Annotated in this window: 22 protein-coding genes; 18 read left to right on the top strand and 4 right to left on the bottom strand. The window is 67.3% G+C overall.

Annotated elements, in window-relative coordinates; genetic code table 11:
* Window positions 1-10: 10 nt before the first annotated feature.
* Both D187_RS50125 and D187_RS20335 read right to left on the bottom strand, forming a co-directional pair.
* Window positions 11-1,489, bottom strand: coding sequence for a spherulation-specific family 4 protein (locus tag D187_RS50125; protein ID WP_002622436.1), 1,479 nt, complete (start codon window positions 1,487-1,489; stop codon window positions 11-13).
* Window positions 1,490-1,512: 23 nt separating this feature from the next.
* Complete coding sequence (locus D187_RS20335) at window positions 1,513-2,364, bottom strand: tetratricopeptide repeat protein (protein ID WP_002622437.1); 852 nt, start codon at window positions 2,362-2,364, stop codon at window positions 1,513-1,515.
* Window positions 2,365-2,628: 264 nt separating this feature from the next.
* Between D187_RS20335 and D187_RS20330 the strand changes: the two genes are divergently transcribed.
* The 5 genes from D187_RS20330 to D187_RS20310 all read left to right on the top strand — a co-directional run bounded on the left by D187_RS20330 (window position 2,629) and on the right by D187_RS20310 (window position 8,049).
* Window positions 2,629-2,895 (top strand): hypothetical protein, encoded by a 267-nt coding sequence (locus tag D187_RS20330; RefSeq protein WP_043430653.1) that lies wholly within the window; start codon window positions 2,629-2,631, stop codon window positions 2,893-2,895.
* A gap of 419 nt (window positions 2,896-3,314) precedes the next feature.
* The gene (locus D187_RS20325) at window positions 3,315-4,193 is read left to right on the top strand and encodes a class I fructose-bisphosphate aldolase (RefSeq protein ID WP_002622439.1); all 879 of its coding nucleotides are present in this window, start codon (window positions 3,315-3,317) and stop codon (window positions 4,191-4,193) included.
* Window positions 4,194-4,290: 97 nt separating this feature from the next.
* Window positions 4,291-5,541: a 3-dehydroquinate synthase II domain-containing protein gene (locus D187_RS20320; protein ID WP_002622440.1), complete on the top strand. Its 1,251-nt coding sequence runs from the start codon at window positions 4,291-4,293 to the stop codon at window positions 5,539-5,541.
* A 10-nt stretch (window positions 5,542-5,551) separates the two neighbouring features.
* Window positions 5,552-6,844 carry an aspartate kinase gene (locus D187_RS20315; RefSeq protein ID WP_002622441.1) on the top strand — a complete coding sequence of 431 codons (1,293 nt, stop codon included), beginning with the start codon at window positions 5,552-5,554 and terminating at the stop codon, window positions 6,842-6,844.
* Window positions 6,838-8,049, top strand: a complete 1,212-nt coding sequence (locus D187_RS20310; protein ID WP_002622442.1) for an FAD-dependent monooxygenase — start codon at window positions 6,838-6,840, stop codon at window positions 8,047-8,049. Before D187_RS20315 ends, D187_RS20310 begins: the two co-directional genes overlap by 7 nt.
* 6 nt (window positions 8,050-8,055) lie before the next feature.
* Here D187_RS20310 and D187_RS20305 read toward each other — a convergent pair whose 3' ends face one another.
* Window positions 8,056-9,732 carry a multicopper oxidase family protein gene (locus D187_RS20305; protein WP_002622443.1) on the bottom strand — a complete coding sequence of 559 codons (1,677 nt, stop codon included), beginning with the start codon at window positions 9,730-9,732 and terminating at the stop codon, window positions 8,056-8,058.
* 284 nt (window positions 9,733-10,016) lie between these two features.
* On the opposite strand from D187_RS20305, the gene D187_RS20300 reads away from it, so the two are divergent.
* The 3 genes from D187_RS20300 to D187_RS20290 are packed head-to-tail and all read left to right on the top strand — an operon-like array spanning window position 10,017 to window position 12,972.
* Window positions 10,017-10,772: an amidohydrolase family protein gene (locus D187_RS20300; RefSeq protein ID WP_002622444.1), complete on the top strand. Its 756-nt coding sequence runs from the start codon at window positions 10,017-10,019 to the stop codon at window positions 10,770-10,772.
* A gap of 23 nt (window positions 10,773-10,795) precedes the next feature.
* Entirely contained in the window at window positions 10,796-12,073 is a 1,278-nt protein-coding gene (locus D187_RS20295; protein WP_002622445.1) for a phenylacetate--CoA ligase family protein, read from the top strand.
* Between the two features lie 44 nt (window positions 12,074-12,117).
* Window positions 12,118-12,972: a fatty acid desaturase family protein gene (locus D187_RS20290; RefSeq protein WP_002622446.1), complete on the top strand. Its 855-nt coding sequence runs from the start codon at window positions 12,118-12,120 to the stop codon at window positions 12,970-12,972.
* 91 nt (window positions 12,973-13,063) lie between these two features.
* On the opposite strand, the gene D187_RS20285 is transcribed toward D187_RS20290, so the two are convergent.
* Window positions 13,064-13,849: an AraC family transcriptional regulator gene (locus tag D187_RS20285; protein ID WP_002622447.1), complete on the bottom strand. Its 786-nt coding sequence runs from the start codon at window positions 13,847-13,849 to the stop codon at window positions 13,064-13,066.
* 70 nt (window positions 13,850-13,919) lie between these two features.
* Here D187_RS20285 and D187_RS20280 point away from each other — a divergent pair, with 70 nt between their 5' ends.
* The 10 genes from D187_RS20280 to D187_RS56390 all read left to right on the top strand — a co-directional run bounded on the left by D187_RS20280 (window position 13,920) and on the right by D187_RS56390 (window position 24,758).
* Window positions 13,920-14,867 (top strand): DMT family transporter, encoded by a 948-nt coding sequence (locus D187_RS20280; protein WP_051256431.1) that lies wholly within the window; start codon window positions 13,920-13,922, stop codon window positions 14,865-14,867.
* 442 nt (window positions 14,868-15,309) lie between these two features.
* Entirely contained in the window at window positions 15,310-16,812 is a 1,503-nt protein-coding gene (locus D187_RS20275; protein WP_002622449.1) for a methyltransferase, read from the top strand.
* Between the two features lie 95 nt (window positions 16,813-16,907).
* Window positions 16,908-17,222 (top strand): hypothetical protein, encoded by a 315-nt coding sequence (locus D187_RS20270; protein ID WP_002622450.1) that lies wholly within the window; start codon window positions 16,908-16,910, stop codon window positions 17,220-17,222.
* A 31-nt stretch (window positions 17,223-17,253) separates the two neighbouring features.
* The gene (locus tag D187_RS20265; protein ID WP_002622451.1) at window positions 17,254-19,323 is read left to right on the top strand and encodes a B12-binding domain-containing radical SAM protein; all 2,070 of its coding nucleotides are present in this window, start codon (window positions 17,254-17,256) and stop codon (window positions 19,321-19,323) included.
* The gene (locus D187_RS20260) at window positions 19,320-21,080 is read left to right on the top strand and encodes a B12-binding domain-containing radical SAM protein (protein WP_002622452.1); all 1,761 of its coding nucleotides are present in this window, start codon (window positions 19,320-19,322) and stop codon (window positions 21,078-21,080) included. The genes D187_RS20265 and D187_RS20260 overlap by 4 nt, the downstream gene beginning before the upstream one ends.
* Window positions 21,081-21,090: 10 nt before the next feature.
* A complete protein-coding gene (locus D187_RS20255; protein WP_002622453.1) occupies window positions 21,091-21,951 on the top strand; it encodes an arginase family protein in 861 nt (286 codons plus the stop codon).
* Window positions 21,948-22,493, top strand: coding sequence for a GNAT family N-acetyltransferase (locus D187_RS20250; RefSeq protein WP_002622454.1), 546 nt, complete (start codon window positions 21,948-21,950; stop codon window positions 22,491-22,493). Before D187_RS20255 ends, D187_RS20250 begins: the two co-directional genes overlap by 4 nt.
* Complete coding sequence (locus tag D187_RS20245; RefSeq protein ID WP_002622455.1) at window positions 22,490-23,296, top strand: multinuclear nonheme iron-dependent oxidase; 807 nt, start codon at window positions 22,490-22,492, stop codon at window positions 23,294-23,296. The genes D187_RS20250 and D187_RS20245 overlap by 4 nt, the downstream gene beginning before the upstream one ends.
* Complete coding sequence (locus D187_RS56395) at window positions 23,293-23,937, top strand: hypothetical protein (protein WP_002622456.1); 645 nt, start codon at window positions 23,293-23,295, stop codon at window positions 23,935-23,937. The genes D187_RS20245 and D187_RS56395 overlap by 4 nt, the downstream gene beginning before the upstream one ends.
* Window positions 23,934-24,758 carry a multinuclear nonheme iron-dependent oxidase gene (locus D187_RS56390; protein WP_020918149.1) on the top strand — a complete coding sequence of 275 codons (825 nt, stop codon included), beginning with the start codon at window positions 23,934-23,936 and terminating at the stop codon, window positions 24,756-24,758. The genes D187_RS56395 and D187_RS56390 overlap by 4 nt, the downstream gene beginning before the upstream one ends.

The following is a 24,758-nucleotide window of genomic DNA, read 5'->3' as shown; positions in this document are numbered from 1 at the left end:
GCGCGGGGGCTCAACGCAACGAGTCGAGCAGGCTGTTCAGGTACGGAGGCAAGGAGGTCCAGGGGTTCTTCGGATCATGCGTGAGGTAGAGGTAGCGCACGTCGCGGCGGACCTGATGGACGTAGGCCGGGTTGGCGGTGGGCAGGCCGTAGCGGAGCACGCCCAGCGAGCCCCGGTCGAAGCCAGCCGCCGCCTCCTGGATGATGCCGACATCCGTCAGTCCAGGCCCCTCGGAAATGGTGAGCACATCCACCGTTCCGCGGAAGCTCACGGGCGTGCGGGCGCCTGGATTGCCGACGGTGAGTTCGAAGCCCGCGTCTCGCGCATGGTCGCTGAGCGCGCGGTAGTAGCCCTCCTGCCCCTCCGCGTTCGCCATCTCGTCGATGAAGATGCCCCGCGTCTCCGGGTAGAAGGCGCGATAGCGGTTGATCTCCTCGCGCACCAGGCCCGCGTCGCGCCGGCTGTACAAGGCATGCACGTAGCCGACCACCGTGATGCCGGCGTCCGCCAGCGCGCTGATGGAGGTGGCGTACTCCGGTTTGATGGCCTCTCCCGGACCGGTGTCTGGATTGACGATGGCCAGCACCGGCACCGTCGGGTGCGTGCGCTTGCCCTCGATGAGCGGCGCCCATGCGCCGGGGGAGGGATAGATGTAGAGCGGAACGATGGCGCCCGCCTCGGGCCGCCGCAGCAGCGCGAGCTCATCCACCACCACGGACCCGTGGGCGCCAGACGAGTACCCGGGGGAGATGCTCAGGCCCTTGACCGCGTCGAGCGCCGGTGGGCCGCTGCCCGCATCCGGAACGGGCTGGAAGGCCGAGCGGGTGAAGGCGCTGAACGGGGCATACACGTGCTTCCAGCCCGTCCAGTCCACCGGGACGATGAACTCGAAGCGCACCCAATGGGTGTCATAGAACTCCAACCGGAAGGGATGACCGGTGGAGGCGCCATACACCCAGATGCCAAGGCCGGTGGCCTGCCGCCAGTCCTGACCCTCGCCCAAGAGCCGCTCGATTCCACCGAAGCCGCCCGCCGGGTTGATGTCGTAGTCCAGCCGCAGCGCCTGCCCGCTCAGGGCCGGGCTGGAGACGTCCGTCATCTGGAAGGTGGTCGGCGCATCCTTGAAGATGACCCAGCCCGTGCTCCCCGGGTCGAAGCCGTCCAACAGGCTTCCCTCGACGCACCCGTTCTCGGGCTGGCAGACGGCGCCACAAGCGTTGGAGGTGCCACAGAGCCAGTCCACGCACGCGTCCAGGCAGCTCGCACCGCCGTCCGCGACACCACCATCCCCCTGCTCCGAGGGACCGCCATCCGCGGCGGGCGTGACGTGGGCCAGGCAGACGCCACCGACGCAGGAGCGTCCCGCGCTGCACGGGTGCTCCACATCGCAGGCGCGGCCCTCCTCATCGATGCTCTGCACCAGGCAGCCGGGCGCGAAGAGCAGGCCGAGCAGAAGAAACGAAAGAGCGACTCTCGTGTCGCGATTCATGGGGGATCCTTGGGGGCGACGAACTACTGGAGGAGCGCGCTCACCACGGTGGCCGCGGCGACGACTCCTGAACCGATGTAGAGGATGTTGGCCGTGCGGGCGCGCGAGGCGGCCTGCCGGTTGAAGGAAGCCATGTCCGAGTCGAAGTGCGCACCGCGCGCCTGAGCCTCGGAGGAGCGGGCCTGAACGCCAAAGACGACGCCCGTGGCGAGCACCGCGAGCGAGGCGCCGCCCAGCACGTAGGGCACGGCGCGGACCACCCCGCTCTTCGGCGGCTGGGCTTGAGGAAGGAAGGCCGGACGCTCGGTGACGGCAGGGGGGGCCGAGGGCTTCAGCTCGGGCGTGACCGTGGGAGGCTCCGCCGACGGTGCCGACGGCACATCCGGAGCGGGGGCGGCGGCCACGGCCGGTGCGTCCGGCGGGCGGCTCCGGCGCTTTCCACCCACCTCCTCGAAGAGCTCGACGAGGCGGGGGCTCGTTCCCAGGGGGAGTTGGAGCTCCGGATCCAGCTCCAACGCACGCTGGAAGGACTTCCGGGCCGCCTTGGACTGGCCCAGGCCGGCGCCGCACAATCCCTGGTAGAGCGCCACCTCGGCCCGCTCCGGCTCCGACAGCTTCAGCGTACCGGCACGCTTCAGCCGCTTGAGGCACCGTTCGTAGTCGAGCGCCTGGTAGAAGGCCTTCGCCTGGGACAACGCGAGCGTGGCCAGCTCGTCCGCCCTGGCACTTCCGGCCCACAAGAGCTGCACGATCGCAATCCAACCCAGCACGGCGCGCATGGTGTTTCTCCAACCGAAGCACAAGGGGGGCTCGGACGCCGCCGAGCCCACTTCCTGGGGGCGGCTCGTCGTGTCCTTGCCTACCGGAGGATACATCAGCGCTCGTCTGACGCCTAAGTGGAATACGCGGAAGAAGAGAGAGCCCCGTGCCGTGGAGGGTTGGTGCGCGCCGGCGGAGGAGAGCCGCGGAGCTGACGGGTGCTGACGGGGGCGGGCGGGCGGGCGGCCCGCCCCATCCATGCCTGCCCGGAAACGCGGCATCGCCCTCCGAGAGAAGGGCCAGAGGCACACTCCATTCTCTACTGCCATGACCCCCGCAAGAGCCCATTCTGAAGTAAGAGCGCTTCAGGAATGCAAATCATGACAGACACGTCTCGAGCCTTCTTACGCGCCTTGTACTCGATTGAGTCTTCCAAGGGTGGAGCCCTGTTGAGCCAGGACGAGGTCAACGAGTTGGGGGAGGCGCTGCGTATTCCCCGGACCGAGCTCCTCGGCGTGATCGACGAGATGCAGCTCGAGCGTCTGGTCTCCGTCACCTTCGGAGGTCTGTCGCTGACGCCCGAGGGGAAGGCGCTCGCCGAGAAGATGGATGAAACCGGGGCGCAGGGCTCCGTGGAAGTACAGTGACAGGTGGGGTTCGCGCTGGGGCCCGCCTGGCGGGCCGCGTGGGCAATCCCAGGTGATCCAGAATCGCGCGCATCCCGCTGGGTGCTGTCACGTACGCCAACACCCGCCGCCTGCATCCACGCCTCATGCAGGCGAACTCCGGCACCAGCGAGTGGAAGTGAGGCGTCACCTGCAAGGCCGAGCCGAAGAGAGTGCGACGAAGCGGCGGGGCTGAACGCGGAGCACCCTGAAAGGGTTCGCACGCGCTGAACAGCCAGGTGGCCAGGCCGGTTCGGCTGCTGCACGGGACGGCAAGAGCCTGCCCCTGGCGGCCTGGAGCCCGGCCCGCTCACATCCCGCCCTCACGCCCTCCATCTCCGATAGCCGGGGAACGTTGCCGATCCGTGCGGCTCCGGCCTCCATTTGAAAGGCAGCACTCCATGGATGGCGTTGCGAAGAAGATCCGCTGGTCACGTTTCCTGCACGAGCAGTCCAACCTGGGAGTGATCGTCCCCATCGACCATGGTCTCACCATGGGCCCCATCCAGGGATTGGAGCGGATGGAGCAGATCGGACGATGGATCCGTCATCCGGTCATCACCGGGGTCCTCGCCCACAAGGGACTGGTGGAGCGACTCGGCGGCCAGGGGCTGCTCCGAGGCCAGGGGGTGATGGTCCACCTCAATGGAATGACCTCGCTGTCCGCATCGCCGAACCGCAAGGAGATGCTGACCTCGGTGGAGAGAGCAATCCGCCTCGGCGCGGACGCGGTCTCCGTGCAGCTCAACTTCGACGGGACGAACGACGCCTCCAACCTGGTGATGCTGGGCCGGGTGGTGGACGAGGCCCATGACTACGGGCTGCCGGTGTTGACCATGGTCTACGACAAGGTCGAGTCCGCCCGGGAAGAGCCGCGCCTGCTGCGGATGCGGCACCTCATGCGCGCCTGCGTCGAATTGGGCTCGGATGCACTCAAGATCGCCGCGCCCGCCAGGCTCGCGCTGCTGCCGGTGCTGCTGGATGGCATCCAGGAGCACACCTCCGTCTTCTTCGCGGGTGGATCGAAGTGCTCGGACGAGGAGTTTCTCGCGCTCGCCCGGGAGGCGGTGGGCCACGGCGCCACCGGGCTGTGCGTCGGACGCAATGTCTTTCAACGCGAGTCCCCCGCCACCCTCCTCGACCAGTTGTGGGAACTCATGCGGGAGGACTCCGGAGAGGAGCTGGAAGCACCGGTTCCCTTTGCCCGGCGCGCGGGCGGTACAAGCAGCCAGGGGGCCGCCCACTTCCTGACCCAGGGTTTCGATGAGGCCGTGAAGTGAGGAGCGCGTCACGTTCGCGCTCTCCCCTCTCTTTCTGAAGAGCAGCCGCGCGACGAGCAGTCCGGACCGCGCGGCATCCTCACACACAGGAATCATCATGAGCAGCCCAGAGAGCATCATCAACATGAGCGAAGTCGTCACCATGCAGAAGCGCGAGCGCATCCGACTCGAGCGGCTCGAGGGCGACCGCAACCGCGCGGAAGAGACCAGCTCCCTCATCGTCTGGTTCGACTCGGCCGGACTGTCCACCCCCCAAGACAATGAAGGCCTGCTCGAGCGGGTGCTCAACCTGTCGTATACCGGCCTCATCCTCTACCCGGACAACCTCTCCGCGCTCGCGCCCGTCCTCCCGGCGCGCATCCGCAAGGTCTTCCACGCCGAGTGCGCCGAGGATCTGGAGCGACTCGCCTCCCTGCCCCAGGGCGGCCAGGACTTCGTGGTGACCAGCCCGGACGTGCAGGTGCTGGCCAGGGCGGCGGAGCTGGGACTGAAGACGTGCTACCGGGCGTACGTGGACGATGGAGAGAGTCTGCACCAGTCCATCCGGGAGGGCAGCCACCATGACTACCTGATGATCCGCTTCCGGGATCCCACCAACATCCCGCTGGAGCTGGTGATCGCCTCGCTGCAGGCCACGAACACCGTGCTCATCAAGGAGATCAGCGCCCCCACGGACGTGGACGACGCCATCGTCACGCTGGGGGTGATGGAGGTGGGGGCGGACGGGGTCATGTTCTCGCCGCGCTCGCACGGCGCGCTGAGCGAGTTCGTCTCGCGTCTGGGCCGGCTGGAGCGCACGTCGGTGAAGCTGGAAGTGGCCACCCTGGTGCGCACCGTCCCCATCGGGATGGGCTACCGCAGCTGCATCGACACCACCACGCTCTTCTCTCCGACGGAAGGCATCCTGGTGGGCTCCACCTCCCAGGGTGGGCTGCTGTGCTGCCCCGAGGTCTTCTTCCTGCCGTACATGGAGCTGCGGCCCTTCCGGGTGAACGCCGGGGCCGTGCACAGCTACGTCTACAACTTCGGCAACCGCACGGACTACATGAGCGAGCTGCGCGCGGGCTCACCGGTGATGATCGTCGACCGCACCGGGACCACGCGCCGCTCCAGCGTCGGCCGGATGAAGACGGAGATGCGTCCCTTGCGCCTCATCGAGGCCGAGTTCCAGAGCGGCGAGCGCATCAACGTCATCATGCAGGACGACTGGCACGTCCGGATCTTCTCGGACGAAGCCAGGCCCCTGAACATCACCGAGCTGCGGCCCGGGGACAAGCTGCTCGGCCAGATGGCCCTGCCTGGACGGCACGTGGGCATCAAGGTCGACGAGCACATCATCGAGACCTGAGAGACAGTCCATGAGTGCACCTGAGAAGAACCCCGGGAGCCGGCGTCCCCTGCTCGTGAAGAAGTTCGGTGGCACGTCCGTGGCGGACATCGAGCGCATCCGCGAGGTCGCGCGGCTGGCGCTCGCGAGTCAGCAGGCGGGCAACGACGTGGTGGTGGTGGTCAGTGCCATGAGCGGGGAAACGAACCGTCTGCTGGGTCTGGCCCACCAGGTGCTCCCGCTCCCGGATGCCCGGGAGCTGGATGTGATTGCCGCCACGGGGGAGCAGGTCTCCACCGCGCTGACCGCCCTGGCCATCCAAGCCGAGGGCGGGCAAGCCTGCTCCTTCCTGGGCCATCAACTCCCGCTGCGCACCAACAGCGCATTCACCCGGGCTCGCATCCTCCAGGTGGAGCAGGAGCGCATCCGCGAGGTCCTGGCGTGCGGCCAGATCGCCGTGATCGCCGGGTTCCAGGGCGTGGACTCCAACGACAACATCACCACCCTGGGGCGTGGAGGCTCGGACACCACGGCGGTGGCCCTGGCGGCCGCGCTGGGCGCGGACGTCTGTGAAATCTACACGGACGTGGAGGGCATCTACACGGCCGACCCCCGCGTCTGTCCTTCCAGCCGCAAGCTGAAGTCCATCTCTTACGAGAACATGCTCGAGCTGGCATCCCTGGGAGCCAAGGTCCTGCAGGTGCGCAGCGTGGAGATCGCCATGAAATACGAGGTTCCGGTTCACGTGCGCAGCTCGTTCACGGAGGAAGAAGGGACGTGGCTGGTTTCCCGGGAGAAGGCATTCGAGGCCCGGGTGCTGGCGGGGCTGGCCTGTGAGCGCAATCAGGCTCGGGTGGAGCTGTCGGGGCTGGAGCACCACCCCGAGCGGATGGCGGAGCTGCTGGAATTGCTGGCCGAGCTGAACACGAGCGTGGACCTGCTGCGCCACCGCCAGGAGGGAACCCGGGCGAGCATCTCCTTCACCCTCCCCGAGGGGGAGCTGCTCCGTGCGAAACCCTCGCTGGAACGGCTCGTGGACTACCTGGGTGCATCCGCCATCCAGGTCTCGACGGGTCTGAGCAAGGTGTCACTGGTGGGCATCGGCGTCCGCTCGGATCCATGGGTCGCCGCCCGCGTGTGCCGCAGCCTCGCCCGGCATGGCATCCCCATGGCGGACCTGGCCGTGAACGAGCTGCGCATCAGCGGGTTGGTGGAAGAGAGTCGGGCGGACGAGGCCCTGCGCATCCTGCATGAGGCCTTCGAGCTCGAACGCTCCGAAGCCCCGGAAACGCGCCCCACGAGCGCGGAGGGGGCCCCATGGTGAGCCGTCCACGCATCCTCATCGCCGGCGGCGGCATTGGCGGACTGGCGGCGGCTCTGGCACTGCAACGGGCCGGGTTCGAGCCACGAGTGTTCGAGCAGGCCCCCCACCTCCAGCCCGTCGGGGCCGGCATCCAGATGAGCCCGAATGCGACGCGGACCCTCGTCCAGCTCGGGTGCGGGGAGGAGCTGCGCGACGTCGCCGTGGCCCCGGGGTCGCTCCAGGTGAAAAGTTGGCGTACCGGCAGGAGCATCTTCTCCACACCTCTGGGTAAGCGCTGCCTCCAGGATTACGGGGCGCCCTACTACCACGTCCATCGGGCCGACCTGCACGCGGTGCTCATGAAGGCGCTCGGGCCGGAGCCGCTCCACCTGGGCGCCCGATGTACCGGCTTCGTCGAGGAGGAGGACGGCGTGCGCGTGGAACTCGAGGACGGCTCCCGCGTGTGGGGGGACGTGCTCATCGGAGCAGATGGCATCCACTCGAGCATCCGCACCGCCGCCTTCGGGCCGGAGCAACCTCGCTTCTCGGGTTATATGGCCTTCCGCGCCGTGCTCCCGGCCGAGCGCATCCAAGGCCTCCGGCTCCAGCGCGACATGACGTCCTGGTGGGGCCCGGGACGGCACTTCGTGCACTACTTCATTTCCGGAGGGCGCCAGCTCAACTATGTCGCGGTCGTTCCCACCCGGACGTGGCACCTGGAGTCATGGTCGGTCGAGGGGAGCCGGGAAGAACTCCTCTCGGAGTTCCAGGGCTGGCACCCGGTCCTCCAGGAGTTGATCCGCGCCACGGACCAGGTGTTCAAGTGGGCCCTGTATGACCGCGACCCGCTGCCCCGGTGGAGCCGCGGGCGCGTCACGCTCCTGGGGGATGCCGCCCACCCCATGCTCCCCTTCCAGGCGCAAGGGGGGGCCCAGGCCATCGAGGACGCGGTGGTGTTGGCGAGTTGCCTGACACGGCGTGCCGGAAGGCCCCAGGAGGCGCTGGAGGAATACGAGCGGCTGCGCAAGCCCCGGACCCACCAGGTCCAGATGACCTCCCGGGGCAGTGCGCAACTGTTCCACCTGGACCGACCGCTCCAGGTGCTCAAGCGCAACACCCGGCTCCGGCTCACCCAGCGGTTCCGGCCCGACGTGCTCGCACACCGGATGGACTGGTTGTACGAGCACGACGCGCTCGCCGAAGCGGAGCGCTTCAGAGGGCGCTAGAGGGCTCTAATGATGCGAGCCTGAACCACCACCGGGCGCCCCCCCCGCGTCCTGCCTGGGCGGGACGATCTCCAGCAACTGCATCATGCCCTCATCCTCGTGCGTCACGATGTGGCAGTGCAGCATGAACTGGCCAACGTAGCGCCGGTAACGGGTGCGCAACCGGACCTGCTGGCCGACGGGCACGAAGATCGTGTCCTTCCAGATGACTCTTCCCTGTGCATCCTCGAGCTGGAACGGATTGGTATGGATGTGGAAGGGGTGGCCCGGGAAGAACTCGGCGGCGCCCACGCTGGAGACGACCCACTCCTCCACCGCACCCAGCGTGAGCTGGCGCGGGGGATCATGGGGGCTGAACTCCTTGCCATTGAGCAGGAACCTGAACTCCGGAGCTGGAGGCGGTTTGACGATCTGGACCTCGAAACGAGCCTCCTGGGGCGTCGTGCTGGTGAGTTCCTCGTCCCGGATGGGTTCGAACGGAGCCAACGCGGCCAACGCCTCCGGCCTGGGCAGCCTCATCATCTTCGGCGGGCCCTCCACGACGACACGGGCCAGGACCCGGGCCCCGGGATTCTGCTCCACCTCGTCCACGAGCAGGTAGGTTCCCCGCGCCAGAGGCTTGCCATCCCTGCCCACCGCATGAACCAGCACGTCCTCGCGGTAGCCGGGATGCATCTCGGTCACATCCACCTGGTCGAGGCGACCCGTCGTGATGCCATCCATGGCGATCAGGTAGTAGGGAATGCTCTCGGTGGCCGGGTTGCCGCCCTCGCGGACCAGCCGGAGCCGGAACGGGAAGTGGACGCCCGCGTGGATGAACCGCCAGCGCTCCACTTCTCCGGGCCGCAGCCGGAAGGTCGGTAGGATCTCTCCATTGAGGGTGACACGCCGCCCCTGGGGGACCAGCTCGCGCTGCCAGGTGTTCTCGAAGAGCTGCGAGAACTCCTCCACCATGTTCGCCTGCCGGGTGTTGTCGTAGGGATCCGTGACCAGCCTGTAGGGAATCTGCTGGAGGACGATGATGCGCTCCCTGGCTTGGCGGATGCCCTCGACCTGGTCGATGTCGCCACGGACGATCAACGGGCCCGCCATGCCGCTGCCGAGCTGGATGCTCACCGCGCCATGCTTGTGGGCGTGGTACCAGTGGGTGCCGGCGGGGTGATCTTCCGGTATCTTGACCTCGTACTCGAGTTCCTGGTTGGGTCCGATCGCGAGCAGGACGTTGTCTGAATTTCCCGCGGGAGAGACGTGCATCCCGTGGAAGTGGAGGTTGGTGACGTTGGCACCATGCGGGCCGACGTGCGGATGATCGCCCACCAGCTCTTCCTTGAAGGGGAGTTGGTTCCTCAAGAGGATTCTCAACGTGTCCCCTGGACGCACCTCGAGGGTGGGTCCCACCAGCTTCCCATTGTAGGAACGCAACCGGACCTCATCCACCTGCTCGTGACCATCATCGAGCACACGGCGGATCTTGTGGGTGGCATAGGCGACCGTCAGCTCGTGGTACAGCTCCAACGAGGGTTGCTTTTCCCAGGCGCCCCCGTGCTCGTGTCCGTGCTCGTGTCCGTGCCCACGCTCCAACCCACGCAGGAGCATGTCCTTCAAGGAACGGAAGGAGCGCAGCCCTCTCCCTCCTCGCACGCCAACTCCCGCCTGCGGAACGCCCGTCTCGTTTTGTCTCATGTGTGATCTCCCCTGATTTACAAAACGCCAGCCTGCCCTCATGACAGCGCTGGCCGCGCGCACACATGCTGGATTCATGCCCGTGTGAGCGAGGCACGCGATCCCTGTACCTGAGTCGCCAGGAGGTCGATGTGATGGGACGGCCGCAGACGGGTAGGCAAGGGGTTGGCGTGGCTGCTGGAGCGAGTGGCTCGTGCCCGTCACATCCCTTCCGGCGCGCATCCAACCCGAATGACAGAAGGGATCAGCCACTCCCGGCCCTCCATCTTCTCTTGAGCACTTCCATGGTGATTGATGCACATGCCCACGTCTCTCCCACCCTCTTTGGAGAGACAAAGGAGTATCTAGAACAGCTCGAACAGAGCGACATCCAGCAGGGCGTCATCGGCCCAGGAGGCATGCTGGATATCAGACGGATGAGCGACTACCTGACTGGCAAGGCCGAGCCGTTCAACCAGCCTCCGCCCAACGACTATGTGGAGCAGTCCTTCCAGACCCATTCCCAGCTCCATGGGCTCGCCTGCGTGGATCCACTCGAGCCGCGGGCAGTGCAGAAGCTGGAGCAGTATCTGAAGAGCGGGTTTCGCGGCTTGAAGCTGGCGCCCCTGATTCACGCGCTGTCGTTCGACAGCGAAGCGGTCGCCGAGCTGGTGCTGCTCTGCGGCGAGCGCGGGGTACCTGTCTACTCGCATGTCGTGCCGCGCCCGGGGGTGGATACAGCCCGGTTCGCCGGGCTGGCCAGGCGATTCCCTCACACGAACTTCGTCCTGGAGCACATGGGACATGGACCGGCCGACCAGGAGGCGACGGCCGCCGCCTCCGAGCTGGACAACTTCTTCCTGGAGACCTCGCTCGGCACCTATCTGCACATCCACGAATCGGTGAAGAAGGCCGGAGCCCACAAGGTGCTCTTCGGGTCCGAGTACCCCCTGTCCCACCCAGCCGTGGAGCTCAAGAAGATCCTCCTGCTTCCCATCTCCGAACCGGAGCGCGAGAGGATCCTCGGCAAGAACATCCGCGAGTTGCTTCGCCTCGAATGAACATCCACACAGGAAGCGGGAACATGGCATCACTCTACCCACTGGAAGCCATCAATCTGGTCTTGCGGCATGCACGCAACTCGCCCTTCTACAGGAACCATCTGCCGAGCACGCGGCTCCAGTCCTGGAAAGACTTCAAACGGCTCCCCTTCTTGAGGAAGGAAGACCTGCGCCAGCAATCGCCGGAGGGACTGGTATGCGTTCCTCGCCAGAAAGTCCTGCAGTACCACGAGACCTCCGCGACGACGGGAGATCCGGTGTCCGTCTGGTACAGCGGCGAGAGCATGGCGCGGATCCACACGCAGCTGGCGGAATGGGGAGTCGGCTTCCATGAAGAGGATCGGGTGCTCATCAGGTTTCCGTATGCGCTCTCCTCCATCGCGCACTTCGTCCAGGCGGCGGTCCATCGCAAGCAGGCGTGTGTGATTGCCGCGGACACCGGGACCCCGATCACCCCCCTGCCGCGCGTGGTCCAGTTGATGCGCAAGCTGCAGGTGAGCGTCCTGGCCACCTTGTCGCTGCAGGCAGTGGTGATCGCCGAAGCGGCGGAGATGGCGGGCCTCGACACTCGCCGCGACTTCCCCCACCTGCGTGCCATCTGCTGTGGCGGAGAGCCCCTGACCCCCTACCGTCGTCAGCTCCTCCACGAAATCTGGGGAGTCCCCGTGTATGACAACTATGGAATGACCGAGACGGGACCTCAGGCCATGGACTGCGCGCAGCACGGGCTGCACCCATGGGGCGACTTCTGGATGGAGGTTCTGGATGATCGCCTGGAGCAGGAGGTGGCGCAGGGGGAGACGGGAAACCTGGTCGTCACGTCCCTGACCCCCGAGGCCACCCCCATGATCCGGTACGTGACCGGCGACAGGGTGAGGCTGCTGACGCGACCCTGTGCGTGTGGCCAGAACACCACGCTGCAGGTCCGCGGCCGGGCGGACGACATCCTGTGGGTCCAGGACAAGCCGTTCGACCTCTGGGAACTGCAAGCGATCGTGTCCAAGCTCCCGAGCCGCCGGTTCTGGAAGGCAGCCGCTGAACCGCGAAGGCTGCGCTTCATCGTGGAGAAGGAGCGGGACGGGGATCAAATCCAGCCAGGACTCCTGGAACAGCTACGGCAAGACCATGGCGTCCAGGTATGGGTAGACCTGGTCCCCAAGGGAACCCTCTATGACCGGAATGAGCCGGTCGCGTTCGGGAGACCCGGCAAGCCCAGCTACACCTGTACGCCCGCGGAACTGGCGGCACTCGTCGACGCCAGTCGGCCACCCCGCCTGGAACAGATGGAGGCGGCTCGCTGACGCTGTCCTGGAGCACCTATCCGTCTTCACGCAGAGGTCCGTTCGTGTCCAGCACACCACAGCAGTTCGTCCAGCGCAGCAACCTCCGTGGCTTCCTGGCCATTGGCCGGGACTGGGCCGCGATCGCCGCTGTCATCACGGTCTCCCTCTGGTTGGATCGGTGGTACCTCTACCCGGTGGCGGCCTGGTTGATCGGGGCCTTCCAATTCGCCCTCAGCGAGGCGCTGCTCCACGAGGCGTCGCACTACAACCTTTTCCGGAAGCGCAGTTGGAACGACCGGCTGGAGTTCCTCTACGGCCTCCCGTTCTTCTGTACCGTCGCGCAAATGCGCACCGAGCACCTGGTGCACCACCGCCGCCTCGGGATGCCGGAAGACCATCTGGTGGCGGACTACCGGGCGCTCGGCCTCGACAGGCCCGGCATCAACATGTTTTGGATCTGGTTCGTCCGTCCCGTGCTCGGCTTCGCTGGGGCGTACTACTGCCGCGTGCTGACCCCGCGGCCCTGGAAGGAGGGGCGCAAGATCGTCGCCTTCTGGGCCGTGGTCTCGCTGCTCTGCGCCGCGACCGGGGTTCTCCACCTGCTGGTGCTTTACTGGCTCATCCCCTTCTTCTGGTCATGTCAAAGCCATCTCTATTGGTCGGAGATCACCGACCACTACCGGACCCGCACCGGGATCCGTTCCAACCTCAGCCCAATCACCAACTTCCTGCACCACAATAACGGCTTCCACTATACCCACCACCACTACCCAACGATTCCCTGGTACCTGCTTCCGAAAGCGACCAAGGCCCTGTTCTCGGGACAGGGTGATATCTGTCACGGCTTCCTGGATACCTACCGCGCCCTCTCTCACTCATCCGGGTCCCTGCCCCTGTCCGCCGGAGAAGGCGACTGAGCCGTTCAGAGCCAGGCGGCGGCTTCGAATCCCGCCGCATCCAGGGGCTGACCCGGCCCGCTCCAGGCGACCCCGCGGCGCGGACGACGCGTCAGGAAGCCGCGAGGCCCTGGCCGCGCACCTTGTCCGGCGTGGTGCCCGTCATTCTCCGGAACATCGCGATGAAGGCGGAAGCGCTGCTGTAGCCCAGGTCCAGCGCGATGGCCTCCACCGAGCGGCCCGTCTCCAGCATCGCCAGCGCCTTGACGACTCGCAGCCGCTGGCGCCAGTCCGTGAAGGACAGGCCCAGGTGCTGCTGGCAGCGGCGCTCGAGCGTGCGCTCCGTGGTGTGCACCTGCCGCGCCCACTGCGCCAGCGAGCGCCCATCCGCCGGATTCTCCTCCAGGGCCGTCAGCACCTGGCGCAACAACGGATCGTCGGAGATGGGCAGGTAGCTGCCCTGGGTCGGGGCCAGGGCGAGCTGGTCGATGAGCACCTGCAGGAGCCGGCGATCACTGCTCGTGCGGGGATGGTCCACCCCGTGCTCGCGCAGGTGCTCGAGGAGCGACTTGATCAGCGGGCTGACCGCGAGCGCGCACGTCGTCTTCGGCAGGGCACGGCAGCGCTCCCGGGAGAGGTAGAGCGAGCAGTGGCTCGCCTCGTGGCGATTCATGCCGATGTGCTCCACGTCGGGGGGCAGCCAGATGCCGTACTGCGGCGGCGCCAGGTAGTGGCTGTCGGCGAGCTTGAGCTCCATCACCCCGCTGAAGGCGTAGACGAACTCCCCCCAGGGATGACGGTGCCGGGGGTACGAGGCTTCCTCCGTCAGGTTGGCCGTGCGGAAATAGACGGGGTACGGAAGCTTCGTGGTGAAAGGAACCTGGAGTTGCTTCGCCATGGCGGCTTCTCGGCATGGGTTGTCGGATTCTCGCTATATGAATCGGGCCCGCCACACGCAATATGGGGGCATGAGTTCCTCCCGGAAACCCGCCGATGGCTTCGCGCTCGCGACGATGCTCCTGCTGTGCTCCATCTGGGGCATGCAGCAGGTGGCCGTCAAACTGGCCGCGCCCCACGTTCCCCCCTTGATGCAGATGACCCTGCGCTCGGGCATCAGCGCGCTGCTCGTGGGCCTGCTGTGCTGGGTGCGTGGCGAGCGCTTGTCCTTCCGGGATGGAACCTTGCGTCCCGGCCTGCTGGCGGGCGCGTTCTTCGCCGCGGAGTTCCTCTTCGTGGGTGAGGGCCTGCGCCACACCCACGCCTCGCACATGGCCGTGTTCCTCTACACCTCGCCCGTGTTCGCCGCGCTGGGCCTGCACTGGCTCGTGCCCTCCGAGCGGCTGAGGCCCGCTCAGTGGGCCGGCATGGGGGTGGCGTTCGCCGGCATCCTGCTGGCCTTCGGCGGCGGATTTCTCCAGGGAGGGGTCAGCCTGGAAATGATTGGGGGCGACGCGCTGGGTCTGCTCGCGGGGCTCGCGTGGGGCGCGACCACCGTGGTGGTGCGCGTCTCGGCGCTTTCCGACGCGCGTCCCACCCAGACGCTGCTCTACCAATTGCTGGGCGGCTTCGTGTTCCTGCTGCCCGTGGCCCTCCTCACGGGTCAGGCGGGCCCGGTGTCACTCACCGGCGTGGCGTGGGCGAGTCTGCTCTTCCAGGGCATCGTGGTGTGCTTCGCCAGCTATCTCGTCTGGTTCTGGCTCCTGCGGCGCTACCTCGCCTCCACTCTGTCGGTGTTCTCGTTCATGACGCCCCTGTTCGGCGTCAGCGCGGGAGTGCTGGTGCTGCACGAGCGGGCGGACGCCTCCTTCGCCGTGGGCGCCGTGCTGGTCCTGGCGGGGATTCTCGTCGTCAGCGCGCCGGGCCTCCTGCGCCCGCGCCCGCCTCCTCCCGAGGTCCCCCAGTCGTCCCATGCGTGACCCGGACTCCCATTAAACTTCACTGACTTGGCGCGCGGGCTCGAAGGTGAATTGAACTGCGGAGCCTCAACCCACGCGTGAACAGGTACAGGACGCCTCCCACGGCCTTCCGTTCGAACAACCCGAGCGCCTGGGAGAGGTGGTCGCGTCGTTCTCGCGTGAGCTGGCTTAGCCGCTGCAACTCGCAAGAGACCTGGGCGGCCGAGCGTCTCGAGGAGAGAAGGCCGCTATACGCACGGTGTGTTGTTTTCATGATGGCATATGGCATCGTTCGAGGGACGCGTTGTGTGCCCCGGGGGGAACCCAGGTGACATTTCACATCCACGCTGCATCGTACGACCCATCGCATTGAATTCGAAATGTTGGACTCGGATGAGATGCTACCATCCAACGACGGGCTGACGAGTCCCCGCTCCACCGCAGTCGGAGGCAGCGCGCGCACATGACACTGGACCAACTGAGCGCAGGTCGTTTCGGACACCGCATCTTCGAGGCCTTCGCGTCCGAGACCTCCGGGCCCCTCGAGCGGCTCCAGGCGCTGCGGCGCGAGTTGGACCGCGCCGGCTACCGTGAGGACCAGGTCACCGCCCTGCTGGGGCTTCCCCACCTGCTGGCCCTGCAGCCCGAGCACTTCCACTACTACGACCGCTGGGTGCTCCCCACCACGCCACTGGCGGACCTCGTCCGTCTCTTCCTGCTCGATCTCCCGCTGGGGCGGTCCGCGCTGGAGGCGGCACTGTCTCCGGACTCCGTGAACCTGCTGCTGGAGCTCGGCGTCATCGTCCCCTCGGGGGAGCAGTGGCACTCGCAGGTGCATCTGTACTGCTTCGGGGAGCTGCTGCTCGCGACGGACACCGGCAGGTACTCACCCCTCTGGCCCGAGGGCGAAGACCTGCCGGATCGCGTCATGTACATCGGATACGACAGCGTCGGGCTGGGCTGCGCCGCGCCCCGTTCCCCGAGCCGACGGACGCTCGACCTCTGCTGCGGCAGCGGCATCCAGGGACTCGTCGCCGCACACTACAGTGAGGAAGTGATCGGGGTGGACATCAACCCCCGGGCCGTCCGCTTCTCGCGCTTCAACGCCGCGCTCAATGGCATCCGCAACGCCCGCTTCGTCCAGGGCGACCTCTTCGAGCCTGTCCGCGGCACCTGCTTCGATCGAATCCTCGCGAACCCTCCGTTCGTCCCCCAGCCTCCCTCCGTGGCGCGCCTGCTCTACCGCGATGGAGGACCCACGGGAGAGGACCTCCTCCGCCGGCTCTTCCAGGAGGGGCCGCGGCACCTCAACGAAGGGGGCGTCCTGTCCATCACCACGGACATCATCAACCTGGGTGGGCTGGAAGAGCGCATCCTCTCCTGGAGCGAGGGGACGCCGCCCCTCGACGTGCTCGTCCTCGTGGAGAAGGCCCTGCCCATCGCGGGCTACGTGGAGGGACACTCGAGACACCTGGGGACCGCGAGCGGGCGCCGGGCCCATGTCCGAGCACTCCTGGACCACTTCCAGACAGTGGGCATCACCACGCTTCACGGGGGATACCTCATCGCCAGGCACCTGCCGCAAGGCACCCCGGGCGCCTACCAGATCCTCGACTCCGCGGAGGCCATCACCCACCCCGTGGCGCACCACGTCGAGACGCACTTCCGCTCCCGCGAGGCCCTCCGCGGCGGAGCGTGCGCCCGCGCCCGGGTAGGGCTGGCCGAAGGCATCCGCTTCCAGCTCGAGGTCATCAGTGGCCCCGAGTCCGAGGTGCAGCGCGTCCAAATCGTCGTCCCCGGCGACGATTTCTTCCCGCCCCTGGAAATCAGCGAGGGCATACATCAGTTGCTGCGCTACGTCCGGAAAAACCGGCCCCCCTGGAGCGCCCTTGCCACCGAGAACAGCCGGCCCGTGCTGGAGGAGCTCCTGTTGCGAGGCGTGCTTGAGTTGCACCCGCCGGGCTGATGCCCTGGGGTTGAGAAACGAGAGGATGAAGAGTGTCTGTCAATGACCTCGAGAGCCGTGGCGGTACCCCACCCACCCCGAAGGTAGCGTTCAACATGAAGAAGGACAACGAGCAGAACGAGCAGGAGAAGCAGAACCAGGAGCCGGAGGCCCCGGCTCGTCAGGTCTCTCGTGCTTCCGCGGCGATCGCGGCGGTGGCCGTGGCCGGTCTGGCGATGCCCGCGGCGGCCAGCGAGCTGCCGCAGGCCGAGCCCGCCCCGGTCGAGCAGTCCCAGCCGGCCGAGCTGTCCGGTGATGCGCTGGACAACCTGCTCAAGAGCGCCGACCTCAAGGCCGGCAAGAGCGTCCGCGTCATCAAGACCCTCGAGATCCGCCCTGGCGCCGTGCTCGCCAGGCAGTACGACCGCTAACAAAAGGTAATGCCCTGTGAGTGTCCGCACGGTGAGAGAGATCCTCGAGGCATCGACGAGTCTTTGGTCCAACCGGTGGGGTGACGCCGCACGTCGCAAGGCCCCTGTCTATCTCACACTGTGCGGCACCACGGACATCACCCAGCCGTATCACAGTCATTCGTACCTGGCCGGAGCGCTCAACCGCTCCGGCCACTCCTACGCCGTCAGGGATCTCGCCATCGAGTTCTGGCATTACGTCATGTCGCCGGAGGTGATGGCCGAGCTGCGCCGCGAGTGTCTGCGGCAGATGGACACGGAGCGCGGTGAGCAGGTCCGGCTGCTGCGGCTGTTCGCCGACCTGCTCGAGAACAGCGAACGGTTCCGCTCCGCCTTCCAGGCCCTGCGCGACCCGCAGTCCTTCCACCACCTGCCCTCGTACCTGGCCGCCATCCGGGAGCTCAGCATGCTGCCGAGGCTGCTCACGCTCCTGTCGCGCAAGGCCATCTACCGCACCTTCAGCAGCGCCAGTCCACCGGGCAGCGAGGAGGACCGCATCAACCTCGTCACCCTGCGCTCCGAGGTCGAGGCGGGCTTTGGCGTCGAGGTGCTCGATTACTACTACGACTACCACGCGGACCAGATCGCCGCGCTGCAGCCCGGGTTCGTGGGGATGAGCATTCCGTTCATCTCCCAGCTCGAGCACAGCCTGATGCTGGGCCACCGGCTACGCAAGCGGGGCGTCAAGGTCGCCATCGGTGGACCCATCGCCGCCAAGTTCTACAAGTACATCGACGACGTCGAGAAGCTGGACATCCTCTCGTTCGGCGTCGACTCCCTCATCACGGGCGAGGGGGAGACCCTCGTGTGTCAGCTCGCGGACCAGGCGCAGAACGGGGCGAACATCGGGCGGCCCGACAACTTCGTCGACCTGCACGACCCCAAGCCGCTGGAGCGCTACTTCTTCGAGAACGTCGAGGAGCTGCCCTCGCCGGACTACAGCCTCTGGGACTACTCGCTCTATGGCTCGCCCGAGCCCGGGGGCCTCTACTCGCCCACGCGGGGTTGCTATTGGAACAAGTGCTCCTTCTGTGACTACGGCCTGGCGATGAACGCCCCAACCTCGCCCTGGCGCACGCGCTCGCCGGCCAAGGTGGTCGAGGATCTCACCGCGGCCGCTCCGTACGTGAAGTACTTCTTCTTCGCCGTGGACGTCCTGTCACCCAGCTACGCGCTCAAGGTGTCGCGCGAGCTCATCGAGCGCAACGTGAAGGTGAAGTGGATGGCGGACTTCCGCCTGGAGTCCACCTTCAAGCTGGAGAACGTGAAGGTGTTCGCCGAGGCCGGCTGCCTCGGGGCCGCGTTCGGCATGGAGAGCACGGACCAGGAGGTCATCGACCTCATCAACAAGGGCACCCGCGTCAACCGGCTGGAGTACCTCGTCAACTCCTTCGCGGACGCGGGCATCCCGGTGCAGCTCATGGGCTTCACCGGCCACCCGGGCGAGACCCGCCGCCAGGCGCAGACGACGTTCGACACGGCCCGGACGCTGTTGAAGTCGGCGGCCACGGTGGCCCTGGGCAAGTTCGGACTGACCCCCGGCGCGGACATCGCCAAACGACCCGAGCGCTACGGCATCGACGTGCACTATGATCCCTCGGGGGACACGGCCATTCCCTGGGAGATACGCTGGACGCACCGCCGTCCGGTGGACGTCTACCCGGAGGATGACTACCGCGAGTCGCTGCGGCTGGTGCGCGGCTTCCCGTATCCCTTCCTCGGCGCCACGTCGACACTGCACAGCCTGCTGTACTTCGAGCGCCGGCCGAAGGCCCCCTTCCCCATTCCCCAGTGGGGCTACGAGCTGTCCTGGGGCCGCTTCCATGTCATCCCCTTCTTCATCCAGAAGCCGGAGGGGGACGAGGTGACCGTGCAGAGCGGGCTCACCGGCCGCGTGCTCCTCCTGCCGCCCGCCGAGGCCCAGACCCTCGAGCGCCTCTTTCCGAAGATGGCCTGGCTGCGCATCGATGCCACGAAAGGCGTCTCGCAGGGGGTACGAGATCTGCTCGATTTCCTCGTCGAGCACTCCCTGGCGATGTTCATCCCCGAGGAGAGCGTATGAACACCACGCGGCTGTTGGTCATCGTGCCTCCCCATGCGGTGAGCATGATAAATGGCTCGCCCCTGGCGCCCCTGTTGCTGAAGAACGCGCTGGGCCCCTGCGGCGTCGATGTCCGGCTCTTCGATGCCAACGTGCGCTTCTTCCGCTGGCTGCTGCGGCCGGAGATCCGCCAGGAGATCACCGGCGAGCTCAAGCGCCTGGTGCAGGCGCAGTTCGCCAAGGAGGTCCTCTCCCAGGATGACCTGACGCAGGTGGGGCGCCTGCTGACGTTCCTCAGCAGCGACTATTGTCAGGGCAACGACGTCGCCCTGCTGCGCTCGGGCATGGACTGGGGGGGCGCCCACGAGGTGTTCATCAACCCGCCCGACACCGTCCCCGACCCGGCGTTCCGCGCACGCCTGATGGCCCGGGCCATGGACGTGCTGGCCGAGGAGATCGCCGCCCAGTCGCCCGAGCACCTCGCCTTCTCGGCCCTGTTCCACACCCAGTGCGAGACCATCGTCGAGCTGTGCAAGCGCCTGCGTGCGCGTGGCTTCCAGGGGAAGATCATCCTGGGCGGCGCGGCCATCAAGCTGAGCGACGACCCGTACCTGCGCTTCCTGTTGCAGGAGGCCAGCGCCAACCTCGCGTACAAGTTCAACCTGTACGAGCAGTTCCCCTCGCTGGCGGAGTACCTGGCGGGCCAGATCGGCGTGGAGGGCGTGGCCCATGGCACCTACCTGGATGCCGCGGGGAAGCTCCAGCACACGGTGACACGCACGAGCCGCGTGAAGAAGCTCGCCGGGCCCCTGTCCTACGACATCGTCGAGTCGGAGAGCTACCTCGGCGACCGCATCTACCCGGTATTGCTGTCCGAGGGGTGCTACTGGGGCAAGTGCGACTTCTGCGACTACCCCTTCCTGGCCTCGCAGAACCCCTTCACCATCTCGGCCACCTTCCGGGATCCGGAGCACGTGGTGCAGGACGTGCGCGACGTGGTGGAGCGGTTCGGGGTGAAGCGGATCGATCTCATCTCCGACGCGGTCCCCATGGGCTACTTCCCTCGGCTGGCGCGCGCCGGAGGCGAGACGCTGCGCGCGCTCGGTGTGAAGATGGAGTGCTCCGTACGGGCCGAGCCCCGGGCCCAGCCGCAGCACTTCGAGGCCATGGCCGCCTGCGGCATGGACCTGGTGACCATTGGCGTGGAGTCCGTCTGCGACGAGGTCCTGGAGGGGATGAAGAAGGGCAACACGTACGCGGACATCCTGCGGTGCATGCAGCTGGCCCGGCAGCACGGCATCAAGGTGAAGGCCAACCTCATCCACGACCATCCCCGGATGAAGCAGCACCACATCACCGAGACGCTCACGCGCCTCCAGGAGATCCTCCCCTACATCGAATCGCTCGGTGTGCACTCGTTCGGACTGACGCCGCACGCGCCCATCGCCTATGCGCCGCAGGAGGCCAACCTCGCCATCCTGCCCGACCGCAAGACGACCAATGACCATGGTCAACACCACCTGCAGTTCGTCCGCACCGATCTCACCCCGGAGCTCACCCGGGGCTTCGAGTCACTGAAGGCGGAGGTGGAGTCGCTCGCGTTCGAGCTGGAGATGCGCCGGGGCGGCATGAGCGCCGAGCAGCGGGTGATCCGGCTCCCGTACCGCTGGGCAGGCGACCATGCCCGGCGCGACAGCACGAGCCCGGACCTGATGGTGGAGATCCCCGGCAAGCGCACCCCGTTCTCCTTCTTCGTGGGCGAGTATGCGGAAGCATGAGCAGGGGCCGATGGACGAGCCCGACGGGACACTGATTGGCTTCGGCGGGGCGGTGGTCCGCTCCGTGGAGGAGCTGCCCGAACCCGCCGGGGAAGGCGCCGCGTGTTTCTTCGGAGTGGACAGCGAGCTGTGCCGGCGCTTCGGCTCCTCCAACGAGGGAGCCGCCGTCTTCATCCGCTCGGCGTCAGCGCGAATGCGCCCGTGGACACGGCGCGAGCGCCCCGGGGCCATCGACGTGGGCGTGCTGCGGGGCTCCGCCTCCGAGATGATGGAGGAGACGCTGCTCCTGGGCGCGGGCCTGGTGGCCCGGGGCTTCGTCCCCGTGGCGGTGGGCTGCGACCACACCGTCAGCTACGCTCACGCGCTCGGGGTGTGCCGGGAGCGCCGCGCCACCTACGTCTATCTCGACGCGCACCTCGACCTCGGCCTGCACGACGATCGGCAGCAGCCCGCCCTGCACAACGGCAACTTCATTGGCGCGCTGGTGCGCAGCGGACGTTTCGAGCAGGTGGTGAACGTGGGGGCACGCGCCTGGACCACCCATGACGAGGTGTACGAGGCCCAGACACACGTCACCATCCTCCGCTCGGCCAGCCTGGACGCATTGGCCTTCCTGCGGGGCCGTGACGTGTACGTGAGCCTCGACGTGGACGTGCTCGACCCCACCTTCGTTCCCAACCTGTGCTGCCGCGAGCCCTTCGGCTTCACGCCCCGGGAGCTGCTGAGCGTCATGGAGTGGCTGCGCCGCCACTGCCATGTGCTGGGCGCCGACGTGTCGGAGCTGGCTCCGGACGCGCAACACGGACATACCGCGGAGATCGCGATGCGCTGCATCCACGAGTTGATCGGCCCACGAGGAGGACCGTCATGACGATCCTGACATCGCAGCGCGTGGTGCTGCGGCCCCATACCCCCCAGAGCCTCGAGCGCCTCCACCGGTGGAAGAACGACCGGGAGATCCTGGAGCTCAGCGCCGACAGCATGGAGCCCTCGTCCGAGGACAAGACACGGCGCACGCTGGAGCGGTGGATGAAGCAGAGCGAGGACATCATCCACTTCGCCATCCACCGCAGGGACGACGAAGAGCTCATCGGGTTCTTGCACCTGGCGCTCATCGAGCGGGAGCACCAGCGCTGCAAGCTCGGGCTCGTCATCGGCGAGAAGCAGTACTGGGGCCAGGGGTACGGCACCGAGGCGGTGCGGTGCGCGGTGGACTACGGCTTCTCGGAGCTGGGGCTGAACCGCATCTCCGCCGAGGTGTATGCCACCAACCCGCGCTCGGTGCGGATGCTGGAGCGCGCGGGCTTCCGGCGCGAGGGGGTGCTGCACGAGAGCATCCTCAAGGACGGCGCCTTCGTCGACGAGTACCCCTACGCCCTGCTGCGCCGCGAGTGGGAGGCGGCCCGCCAATGATCTCCCTGGGCATCAGCGTCTCGGACTACGTGCCGGAGCGGGGACACATCGACCCGGAGGTGTACGCGCGCGTCGACTACATCGAGTACGGAGGCCACTTCCCCCCCATGAAGGACCCGGGGGTGGAGCGGATCCGGGCCCTGGGGCACGCCCCGAGGATGACGCGGCACCTCGTCTCGGTGGAGCTGCCGGCGGAGCTGGACGTCACCGCGGAGGTGGAGACCATCCGTCGCGACCTCACCGGGGCACGGCCCGAGTACCTCGTGACGGACTTCGGCTTCTGGCGCCTGGGCGGGCGCGAGGTGGAGAGCCTCTGGTTCCGGCCGTGTACGCTCTCCGCGGCCACCGCGAGCCACATCGCCCGGAACGCCGAGGCACTGGGGACGCGGCTCGGCATGCTCGTCCACCCGGAGAACCCGTTCTCCCTCAGCTTCGTGGGGGAGTTGAGCCTCTGCGGCTTCATGCGGGAGCTCGCCGGACGCGGGGCGAAGCTGTGCTTCGATGTCGGTCATTTCTATGCCGTGTGCCTCAACACCGGCACGCCGGTGCGCGAGGCCTTCGAGCAGCTGCCCTTCGAGGCCTTCCGGGTGGCGCACATCGCGGGTCTCTCCAGCGTCGAGTATGGGGGGAGGCGCTTCCTGCTGGACAACCACAACGTCCCGCCGCTCGCGGAGTGCGTGGACCTGCTGGCCGAAGCGACACGCAGGGCTCCGGACCTGCAGTGGGTGACCTATGAGGCGGAGCTGGCATCCACGGACGTGCAGCACGCGGGACTCGATGCGATTGAAAGGGTGCTGAGATGAGCACGAAGAACGGTGCCGAGGAGGTTCTGGAGGCGGACTGCTTCCGGCAACTCGTGCGGACCCCGCCTCCGGCGTCGGATGTGCCGGCGCACCTGGCATGGGTCCGCCTCATGGCCCAGGTGCTGGCGAGCCTGGAGTCGTGGGCTCCACACTTCACCACGGCGCTCCTGTCCCACTACCGCTCGCTGGAGGGACTGCGGCCCTTCTGCGAGACGGGAGAGTACGAGCGCGCGTACCTGGACCGCGTCCCCCACGCGCTCAACTTCCTGCGCTACTTCATGGGGAGCGCCGAGCCCCAGTGGCTCAAGGATCTGGCGCGCTGCGAGACGTGGTCCACCGCGCTGCGCGGCGGCGTGCCCCAGGAGCAGCGAGGGCAGCTCAAGGAGGTGCTCCGCATCGAGTCGCGAGGCGACAAGGAGTTCGCGCGCGTCTCCCACGACGTGCTGGAGACGCTGCAGCACCTGACGGGCTTCGCGGACACCACGATGAGCCGGGTGGGAAGGCTGCTCTGGCTGCTCGGCGTGCCCCCCCTCTACCCCGTCCAGCGCACGGTGGCGCGGCCGGGGCTCGTCGTCTTCCGGAGCTCGGAAGGAGACGTGGAGATGTCCTACCTGCCCGCCGAGGAGCCGTCCTCGCGATGAGTGCCGTGAGAATTGGCGTCGGAGTGGAAGCGGCGTGCGACCAGTACGCGGAGCGGGCCCTGAGCGAGGCGGGTCTCACCGACTTCGTCGAGTATGGCATCCACGTGGCCAGGGGGGTCCCCGAGTGGGTGAAGGCCGTCCGGGAGCGGCTCGGCGCGGGGTTCAACCTGCACCCGCTCGACCTCAACCTCGGCGGCGGTGACAGCAGCACCGACGGGTGGTGCGAGGCGCTGGCCGGACTGGCCCGCGAGCTGCGCGCGACGGCCCTCGTGAGCGACATGGGCTTCTGGTACCTGGGCCACCGTGGCTCGACATGGCCCCGGCCGCCGAGCATGCCCATGGCGGCGCTGGCCTGCCGGGACACCGCGGCACACATTGCCCGGGTGTGTGGCATTCCGTTCCGCGTGGAGAACCCCCCCCTGGAGTGGGTGCCCGGCCAACCCTCGCTGTGGCATTTCCTGGAGCGGGCTTCGGATGACGAGCACGTGGAGCTCTGCCTCGACCTGTCGCACCTGCTCCAGTTCGAGATGAACGTCCACGGACGGGAGCCCACCCTGCCGCGGTCGTTCCCCTGGCAGAAGGTCACGGAACTCCACCTCGCCGGGTTCATCCGGCTCGAGTACCAGGGGCGTCTGCACTACATCGATGAGCACCTCGCGGACATTCCCGACGAGGAGTACCGCCTGCTGTCCCAGGTGCTGGAGCTGCGCGGAAGCGGAACACCGCTGGAGATCTGCCTGGAGATGGAGCCGCGTGGTGCCGCGGCCTTCGAGGCCGAGGCCCGCCGACTCAAGGAGACGCTCGGCGGGAGCGCCCGATAG

Source organism: Cystobacter fuscus DSM 2262, from assembly GCF_000335475.2.
GTDB lineage: Bacteria > Myxococcota > Myxococcia > Myxococcales > Myxococcaceae > Cystobacter > Cystobacter fuscus.
The sequence above is the reverse complement of the archived record's forward strand: the minus strand, read 5'-3'. Positions and strand labels throughout refer to the sequence as shown.

Excerpts from the sequence above, each read along its gene's own strand:
- D187_RS50125 (WP_002622436.1), bottom strand. The coding sequence starts at position 1,489 with ATGAATCGCGACACGAGAGTCGCTCTTTCGTTTCTTCTGCTCGGCCTG.
- D187_RS20335 (WP_002622437.1), bottom strand. The coding sequence starts at position 2,364 with ATGTATCCTCCGGTAGGCAAGGACACGACGAGCCGCCCCCAGGAAGTG.
- D187_RS20330 (WP_043430653.1), top strand. The coding sequence starts at position 2,629 with ATGACAGACACGTCTCGAGCCTTCTTACGCGCCTTGTACTCGATTGAG.
- D187_RS20325 (WP_002622439.1), top strand. The coding sequence starts at position 3,315 with ATGGATGGCGTTGCGAAGAAGATCCGCTGGTCACGTTTCCTGCACGAG.
- D187_RS20320 (WP_002622440.1), top strand. The coding sequence starts at position 4,291 with ATGAGCAGCCCAGAGAGCATCATCAACATGAGCGAAGTCGTCACCATG.
- D187_RS20315 (WP_002622441.1), top strand. The coding sequence starts at position 5,552 with ATGAGTGCACCTGAGAAGAACCCCGGGAGCCGGCGTCCCCTGCTCGTG.
- D187_RS20310 (WP_002622442.1), top strand. The coding sequence starts at position 6,838 with ATGGTGAGCCGTCCACGCATCCTCATCGCCGGCGGCGGCATTGGCGGA.
- D187_RS20305 (WP_002622443.1), bottom strand. The coding sequence starts at position 9,732 with ATGAGACAAAACGAGACGGGCGTTCCGCAGGCGGGAGTTGGCGTGCGA.
- D187_RS20300 (WP_002622444.1), top strand. The coding sequence starts at position 10,017 with ATGGTGATTGATGCACATGCCCACGTCTCTCCCACCCTCTTTGGAGAG.
- D187_RS20295 (WP_002622445.1), top strand. The coding sequence starts at position 10,796 with ATGGCATCACTCTACCCACTGGAAGCCATCAATCTGGTCTTGCGGCAT.
- D187_RS20285 (WP_002622447.1), bottom strand. The coding sequence starts at position 13,849 with ATGGCGAAGCAACTCCAGGTTCCTTTCACCACGAAGCTTCCGTACCCC.
- D187_RS20280 (WP_051256431.1), top strand. The coding sequence starts at position 13,920 with ATGAGTTCCTCCCGGAAACCCGCCGATGGCTTCGCGCTCGCGACGATG.
- D187_RS20275 (WP_002622449.1), top strand. The coding sequence starts at position 15,310 with ATGACACTGGACCAACTGAGCGCAGGTCGTTTCGGACACCGCATCTTC.
- D187_RS20270 (WP_002622450.1), top strand. The coding sequence starts at position 16,908 with ATGAAGAAGGACAACGAGCAGAACGAGCAGGAGAAGCAGAACCAGGAG.
- D187_RS20260 (WP_002622452.1), top strand. The coding sequence starts at position 19,320 with ATGAACACCACGCGGCTGTTGGTCATCGTGCCTCCCCATGCGGTGAGC.
- D187_RS20255 (WP_002622453.1), top strand. The coding sequence starts at position 21,091 with ATGGACGAGCCCGACGGGACACTGATTGGCTTCGGCGGGGCGGTGGTC.
- D187_RS20250 (WP_002622454.1), top strand. The coding sequence starts at position 21,948 with ATGACGATCCTGACATCGCAGCGCGTGGTGCTGCGGCCCCATACCCCC.
- D187_RS20245 (WP_002622455.1), top strand. The coding sequence starts at position 22,490 with ATGATCTCCCTGGGCATCAGCGTCTCGGACTACGTGCCGGAGCGGGGA.
- D187_RS56395 (WP_002622456.1), top strand. The coding sequence starts at position 23,293 with ATGAGCACGAAGAACGGTGCCGAGGAGGTTCTGGAGGCGGACTGCTTC.
- D187_RS56390 (WP_020918149.1), top strand. The coding sequence starts at position 23,934 with ATGAGTGCCGTGAGAATTGGCGTCGGAGTGGAAGCGGCGTGCGACCAG.